Source organism: Alicyclobacillus suci, from assembly GCF_017329615.1.
Lineage (GTDB): Bacteria > Bacillota > Bacilli > Alicyclobacillales > Alicyclobacillaceae > Alicyclobacillus > Alicyclobacillus suci.
Genome location: NZ_JAFMTW010000079.1, coordinates 1 through 6,397 on the forward strand (window position 1 = coordinate 1; position 6,397 = coordinate 6,397).

General features: G+C 45.4%; 7 protein-coding genes. 6 read left to right on the forward strand and 1 reads right to left on the reverse strand.

All coding sequences use genetic code 11. The features are described 5' to 3' along the window. Positions 1-903 precede the first annotated feature (903 nt). Positions 904-1,500 (reverse strand): TetR/AcrR family transcriptional regulator, encoded by a 597-nt coding sequence (locus tag J3482_RS19205; RefSeq protein WP_146824921.1) that lies wholly within the window; start codon positions 1,498-1,500, stop codon positions 904-906. A 172-nt stretch (positions 1,501-1,672) separates the two neighbouring features. On the opposite strand from J3482_RS19205, the gene J3482_RS19210 reads away from it, so the two are divergent. From J3482_RS19210 to J3482_RS19235, 6 genes are all read left to right on the forward strand, one after another. After that, the gene (locus J3482_RS19210; RefSeq protein ID WP_146824920.1) at positions 1,673-2,077 is read left to right on the forward strand and encodes a VOC family protein; all 405 of its coding nucleotides are present in this window, start codon (positions 1,673-1,675) and stop codon (positions 2,075-2,077) included. A gap of 316 nt (positions 2,078-2,393) precedes the next feature. Next, a complete protein-coding gene (locus J3482_RS19215; RefSeq protein WP_146824919.1) occupies positions 2,394-3,014 on the forward strand; it encodes a TetR/AcrR family transcriptional regulator in 621 nt (206 codons plus the stop codon). Then, positions 3,002-3,787 carry an arylamine N-acetyltransferase family protein gene (locus J3482_RS19220; protein WP_206922958.1) on the forward strand — a complete coding sequence of 262 codons (786 nt, stop codon included), beginning with the start codon at positions 3,002-3,004 and terminating at the stop codon, positions 3,785-3,787. Before J3482_RS19215 ends, J3482_RS19220 begins: the two co-directional genes overlap by 13 nt. 945 nt (positions 3,788-4,732) lie before the next feature. Further along, on the forward strand, positions 4,733-4,954 hold the full coding sequence (locus tag J3482_RS22180; RefSeq protein ID WP_146824918.1) for a hypothetical protein: 222 nt from the start codon (positions 4,733-4,735) through the stop codon (positions 4,952-4,954). A 331-nt stretch (positions 4,955-5,285) separates the two neighbouring features. Beyond that, complete coding sequence (locus tag J3482_RS19230) at positions 5,286-6,053, forward strand: IclR family transcriptional regulator (protein ID WP_146824917.1); 768 nt, start codon at positions 5,286-5,288, stop codon at positions 6,051-6,053. A 3-nt stretch (positions 6,054-6,056) separates the two neighbouring features. Beyond that, complete coding sequence (locus J3482_RS19235; protein WP_268884593.1) at positions 6,057-6,320, forward strand: SDR family NAD(P)-dependent oxidoreductase; 264 nt, start codon at positions 6,057-6,059, stop codon at positions 6,318-6,320. Positions 6,321-6,397 lie beyond the last annotated feature (77 nt).

The following is a 6,397-nucleotide window of genomic DNA, read 5'->3' on the forward strand; positions in this document are numbered from 1 at the left end:
TTAACATGAACGGAAATTCGTTTCGCATGAAAGAGACGAAGGAGTGGCTTGAAAAGCAAAACCTTGCATGATGCCCAGTTTTAGGTGGGGGATTTTTCGCTTGACAAATACAACCTGGAAATTTCGGAAATCGAATAGTCCCCATTTTCGTAGAGAAACTTGATATACTGCTGCTGTGGCACTTTCAACATCCTCTCTCATCTCCCCAGGATTCTTAACCAAATCCTAGGGTAGAGTTGGAAAAGTGGTGTTGCAAGTGCCTATTCACTATCCGCAGGCACCGCACTGAGTCTGCATTTTTACGTTGCGGTGTTCTGCACTTTTATTATGCGCTATACTAGTGGGCCCATATGAAACTAGACCCCCCTTGATTTATCAAGGGGGGTCTAGTATGCCTTTCTTCTGCCCTAATATATGACGGACTGTCTTCGAATCATCGCCCGCATTCTAACAACCACGGTAGGGTGAAGATCATGGAATTCAAACTGTGACCGACATAGCTGATTATTTTAGTGACGAAATATATATTGTCACAGTTTGTGACAAAAAAGGACAGGCCCTGTAAATCTAGGTGACTACAGGGCCTGTCCTTGATTCGTTTCTATAGTCGTTAAGCAGTAGTTAAGCGTGTGATGGTTCAATGGAAAATTCCGAGACCTGTCGACTCGTCTGCTTTTGATGTAGGGGTGAGAAACGGATAAATGAGACGAGTTAAGTGATGACGGACCCGCGAATGGGACTCTCAGACAGTGCGAAAAGAATGCTAAGCACTAGTGTGGTGTAACGATTTTTTCTGGTAAGAGTCCGCCAACATCTATAGACTGGCCCAATACGTCTGAGCAGGAACGAACGACATTAAAACTCGTCACGGATTTTCGGTTAAGATGCGGTTGGCGCCTCGTTTTAATTTGTAGAGAGTACGAGGTTGATAATTGCTTTTACGAACTGGTCGTCGACCGGTTCGCGTGAAAACCAGCGGCGATAGAAGAGCGGGCCCAGCAGTGCTGCGACAAGCGTTGACACGTTACCGTTTGCTGACAGTTCGCCCCTGTCTACTGCCCGTTCCAGGACTTCTCGCAGAGGGGCGGCGTGTCCCCGCTGAATCCGACTGTGGATTTCCGCGAACTCCGGATTGCGCTCGGCCGTGTCGACGATGGACGGCAGCACGAATGACCAATTCGCAGTTCGTAATAGATGGGCAATTTCCAACAAGATAGCCGAGACGTCACCCTCAAGCGAGCCGGTGTCGGGCGTTTCCTGCTTCGCAATCATCTGCGAGCAGGCGTCCATCACCAGTGCCTCCCGTGTTGGCCAATGGCGGTAGATGGTTGTCTTCGCGACCCCAGAACGGCGCGCCACCTCGTCGACGGTAAAGCCAGCCACACCGCTTTCACTAAGCAGCTTGAACGCAGTAACCAAGACGGTATGTCGTGATCGCTCGACGCGTTTATCCACCTTTGCGTGCGGCACAGGTTCAGATGCCTTTGACGTAGTCACCATCGTCCCTCCAACAAAAAGGTACTTAAACTTGGGTTCGTTGTCTCCAAATGAATGATCCTTCACATCATATCACAGGTGCATCCCTGACGCCGAATTTGTGTTATAATTCAAAAATGATACGATACAGTATCGTATTAAAAATGAAACTTCGTTATCGAAAGGACGATGTCTTGTGAAATTCGCTTCTGTACGCATGATTACCGACGACTTGGATCGATTAGTTGAGTTCTATGAGAAAGTCACGGGTGTTTCAGCGACGCGCCCCGCGCCCGTCTTCGCTGAGCTATGCCTCTCATCGTTTACCCTGGCGATTGGCCACTCTCAGACGGTGCAACTGTTCGGCGGCAACGCTGCACGTGCGGCCGACAATCACTCTGTCATCATCGAGTTCTGCGTCGACAATGTCGATGCAGAGTATATGCGCTTAAAACCGCTGGTCGACGATTGGGTACAGGAACCGACTACGATGCCGTGGGGGAACCGCTCTGCAATATTGCGCGATCCCGATGGAAACCTCGTCAATCTGTTTGCGCCGGTGACCGAGGAAGCGATTGAGCGATTCCGCGGCAGGCTTTGACGGACAGCCCTTCTGCGCTAGGCGTAACGATGTAGCACTGTCCAAGATGGTAACTAAATGTCAGAGGGATGCTGCGGACAGTCGTTGTGCGGACATGGTCCTTTGATGAATATCATAGATAGCAGGCTTCTCGACATGTGAGGCCTGCTATTTTTATGGGAATCTAGTGCGTACGTGCGCTTCTATTCAATAAATGAATGCAAGTGCATACTTGCATGTTCGTGTCCCTCACTTTAAAATCAAGGTGTCGATGATCTCTCCGAAGTCCGGCCGTAAGTTTAAAGTTGACGGTTTAGGCCATATGAGGTGCTTTTGATTGAGCAAATTGAACACGCGTGAGCGGATTATGGAAGCGGCGTTATCCATGTTCTCGGAAAGAGGGTACGAAGGAAGCTCGACGAGAGATATTGCCGAGAGGGCTGGCGTAAACGAAATTACCTTATTTCGTCACTTCGGGAACAAAGAGAATTTATTTCGTGAGGTTCTTTCCCGACAGGGAGCCACATCGTTGTTAACAGAGGAATTAGATGAACGATTGAGTGGGTGTTTGCGTGAAGATTTGACCTTTCTCGCTCAGCGTTATTTGGAAGTTCAGTACAAAAACATAGATTACATTCGCATTGGAGTGATGGAAGCTCCAAGAAACCCAGCGTTCGCGAATGTAATCCATGTGATTCCTGAACGTCTAGAAGCACACTTAGCGGAATATATGGCGAAGCTGGCAGCGCAGCATGTGATTCGAAATAGAAATTTCAAACTGTTGGCTCGCATGTTTTATGGTCAATTATTTCATCACGTTTTGATGATGTGTAGCTTTGGCGATGATGTCATATCCTTGCAAAATGAGTCCTCGGAGATGGTTGATACGTTAGTTTCTATGTTTGTTCAAACGCTCACTATCGACGATGAAAAGGGGATGAGGTCATGCACAGTTTAAGAACACTGTTTCTCAATAGAATAGGCGTCCCGGAGAACGAGAATGTCACTTTTGAAAACCTGGATATAATTCTTGAAAAGACTGCTAGAACCATCCCATTTGAAAATTTGTGCATTATGGAGAATCGGACAACCGATATTACACCAGGCAATTTAATAGACAAAATACTGAAGCGTAACGAGGGAGGGCTGTGTTACGAGCTAAATGCGATTTTCTACCTGTTCTTAATTGAAAATGGATTCAATGCGAACCTCGTTCGAGGCATTATATTTGATCCTACCACTCAACAGTGGAGTCAAACGGGAAGAACGCATGTAACTATCATCATCATGCACCATCATCAACAATATGTGATCGATACTGGATTTGGAGGGAATTTACCTTTGAAGCCGGTGCCATTAAACGGGGATATCGTCAAATCAGGCAACGGGGAATTTCGAATCGAAAAGGTGAACAGTGAGTACGGTAATTACTTTTTGTATATGAAATTAAAGCATAAGGATGATGAATGGAAGCTTGGTTATGCTTTTGATTCCACAAAAGTCGTTGCGAATTTTGCCGAACTGAACGAGGTACAAAAAGTCATCTTAGAGCATCCAGAATCTGCTTTTAATAAAAGACCATTAGTTACGAAACTAACAGAGCGAGGCCCCATGATTTTAACGGATACATCGTTTACCGAGAGAATTGACGGGAACGTGCAGAAAACAGAAATCGACAGCACGATGTTTCGAAGGTTGATGAGAGATAGATTTGGCATGGAAAGTGGTTGAATTGACCGCGTCGTCGTCAGTCACATTAAAGTTCAATGTGAGACCATAAAAACGTGAGACCATAAAAACGCCACGCGCTTTCCACTTCTTTTTCACATTCATTTGTGATAATGCTTTTGTGGCATGTGTATGCCACTGAAAGACATCTTCCCTTTGGACAGCCCAAGATTTTGGACTGTCCCTTTTTTATCGGTGGTGGGAGACTCAATGCACCGTTTCGTGTGAACTTTCAATCATATTTCAACGTTGGCGCGTTACACTGTCTATTGTTAAGACGACGCCATGATGGTTTTCGTCGCATTACCCCCTATTTGGCCTCTGCAGAGATGCGGGGGCATTTTTTTGTACGCAGGTGTAGTGTTCAGTTGACAAAATGAGCTTCGCAAAATAAACTTAGAATATCCAGCGGGGAAATCGGAATAAAATTGGGTAGCCGACTTTACACGAAGAGGCGACGGGACTTGTTTCCGTCGCCTTTTGTCTTTGGGCGCGGTGAATGTTGCAGGAAACGAGGTGAGCGTGAGTTGGAGATTGCGGATGGCTTCGAGAGGGTAGTTTTGTCCAAGGACCATTTGCCTGAAATGGTTGTGCAAATGGAGAAAATTAAATCCCAAATTCAACAGAATGAGATAAAGGTGTTGAATGTCACGCGCAGTTCAAGAAACGAGCTAGTGATTGTATTTAAAAGGAGACACCAACAGTAGCCTTGAATTTGCGGAGCATTGCGATTGCAACTCGGGATGTATCGGCTGCTGCGGAAACGTGGGCGACTTTATTGGGCCGACGTCCGACCGAGTGTCGGATTCAGGCAGACATTTTTGCCCCTACTGTGTGCGAATTCCACTTGATGATAATACATACATTTTGCGGCACGGTGCACCGCATGATGTAGTGACCGAACTGAAATGGACGGAAGCCACACAAAATTAGAATGGTGGAATATTGATGAAACCGGTTTATTTAGTTAAACCATCGATGGCGTATCGCGATGCATACTTGGCCTTCTATGAGGAGTGGAGTCGCAGCGGAGAGCCGATGATCTCATGGGTGATTACCAAGGATCCGTCAGATTTTGAGGGCATGGTTCAATATCATGGAGGAATTCAGGATACGAGCTTTGTTGAAGAGAATGGTAATGTGGTACTTCGGTTTTGGATATCCTTGTAACGATTGACCGCTCGTGTATTGCTTCAGAATGCCCTCACTGAGAATTTTTTCTGCACTTCAGTCAACTCTCCATTAGGGGGACTCAAAAGATTATCTGTTGAGATGATCAATGAGTCCCTTAGGTTACGTTTGCTTCAGTGTTGTCAGATGTTAGGCATAGCTCGTGAAAATCACTGTCTAATGATATGCCATGCCCATGTTTGCAGATTTTGATATTTGAATTATTTCGACAAACGAGTATTGAAAGCGGTTGATTAGCTTGGTATACTTCAATCACAGAATAATAAACTAAGTTTATTATAAAAAACCAAATGTATTATAGGTGAAGCGAATGAGCAAATATTGGGTACCGGCGATAGAAAGGGCTAGTCTCGTTCTCACGGAAATTATGGCGCATTCTTCGCAACTGCGTCTGATTGACTTAAGTAGACTAACCGGAATTAATAAAAGTTCGATGTTTTCTCTATTATCAACGATGGAAAACTTAGGATGGGTGAAAAAGGAGCAAGATGGAACTTATTCGTTAGGGCCATTTTTGGGTACGATGAGCGCCTCTTATTTTAAGCAATTTAATTTGATCGACGCTTTTCATTATGCCGCAAAACACACCGTAGAACGGATTGGTGAAACCATTCAACTCGGCGTACTTAATGGCAGTAACGTTTTGTATTTAGCAAAGCAGGAGAGTCCATCGCCAATTCGATTAGCGTCGAACCCAGGTGAGCAACTTCCTGCATACGCTACTTCGTTGGGAAAAGTACTTCTGTCAGATGTTGGGTGGGATCAGTTTCTGGCTTTGTATCCTGAGCAGCGCTTGGAACCGTTGACCCCATTTACTATTTCTAGCAGAGATGAACTTTGGAATCAAATTAAGGAGGTGAAGGCCGTTGGATATGCTTGTGACTGTCAGGAAACAGTAGAAGGATTCTTTTGTATTGGCGCACCTGTATACAACCATGAACGACGGATTATGGCTGCTGTTAGCGTCACGTTATTAGAAAGGAATTGGAAAGCCAAATTCGAAAGATCTTTACAAGCAATTCGGGAACTAGCACAAAGGTTGTCCCAATCCTATGGATATTCCGTGATAAGGGAGTGAACTATGTTGAGACTTGATGGGAAGGTTGCGCTGATTACTGGTGCAGGATCTGGAATAGGAAGAAGGACCGCTATATTGTTTGCGAACGAAGGGGCAACAGTCGTCGTTAATGATATTTCACAGGAGAATGGGGTGCAAACAGTTGATGAAATCCGCGCGTCTGGGGGACAAGCATACTACATCAAGGCTGACGTTACGCAGCAAGCAGAAGTAAAAACAATGGTGCAGCAAACTATCAATTTATTTGAGCGTTTTGCAGATTTATAAACTCCCGCAGGGCAAGGGTTCTGAGGGCATGAAAAAGGACTTCACCCCAACCTTCGAGAAAATTTCAAGTAACCCAA

Bases quoted from the DNA above. Each gene is read 5' to 3' on its own strand.
- J3482_RS19220 (WP_206922958.1), top strand. From the start codon at position 3,002: ATGCACAGTTTAAGAACACTGTTTCTCAATAGAATAGGCGTCCCGGAG.
- J3482_RS19235 (WP_268884593.1), top strand. From the start codon at position 6,057: ATGTTGAGACTTGATGGGAAGGTTGCGCTGATTACTGGTGCAGGATCT.
- J3482_RS19230 (WP_146824917.1), top strand. From the start codon at position 5,286: ATGAGCAAATATTGGGTACCGGCGATAGAAAGGGCTAGTCTCGTTCTC.
- J3482_RS19205 (WP_146824921.1), bottom strand. From the start codon at position 1,500: ATGGTGACTACGTCAAAGGCATCTGAACCTGTGCCGCACGCAAAGGTG.
- J3482_RS22180 (WP_146824918.1), top strand. From the start codon at position 4,733: ATGAAACCGGTTTATTTAGTTAAACCATCGATGGCGTATCGCGATGCA.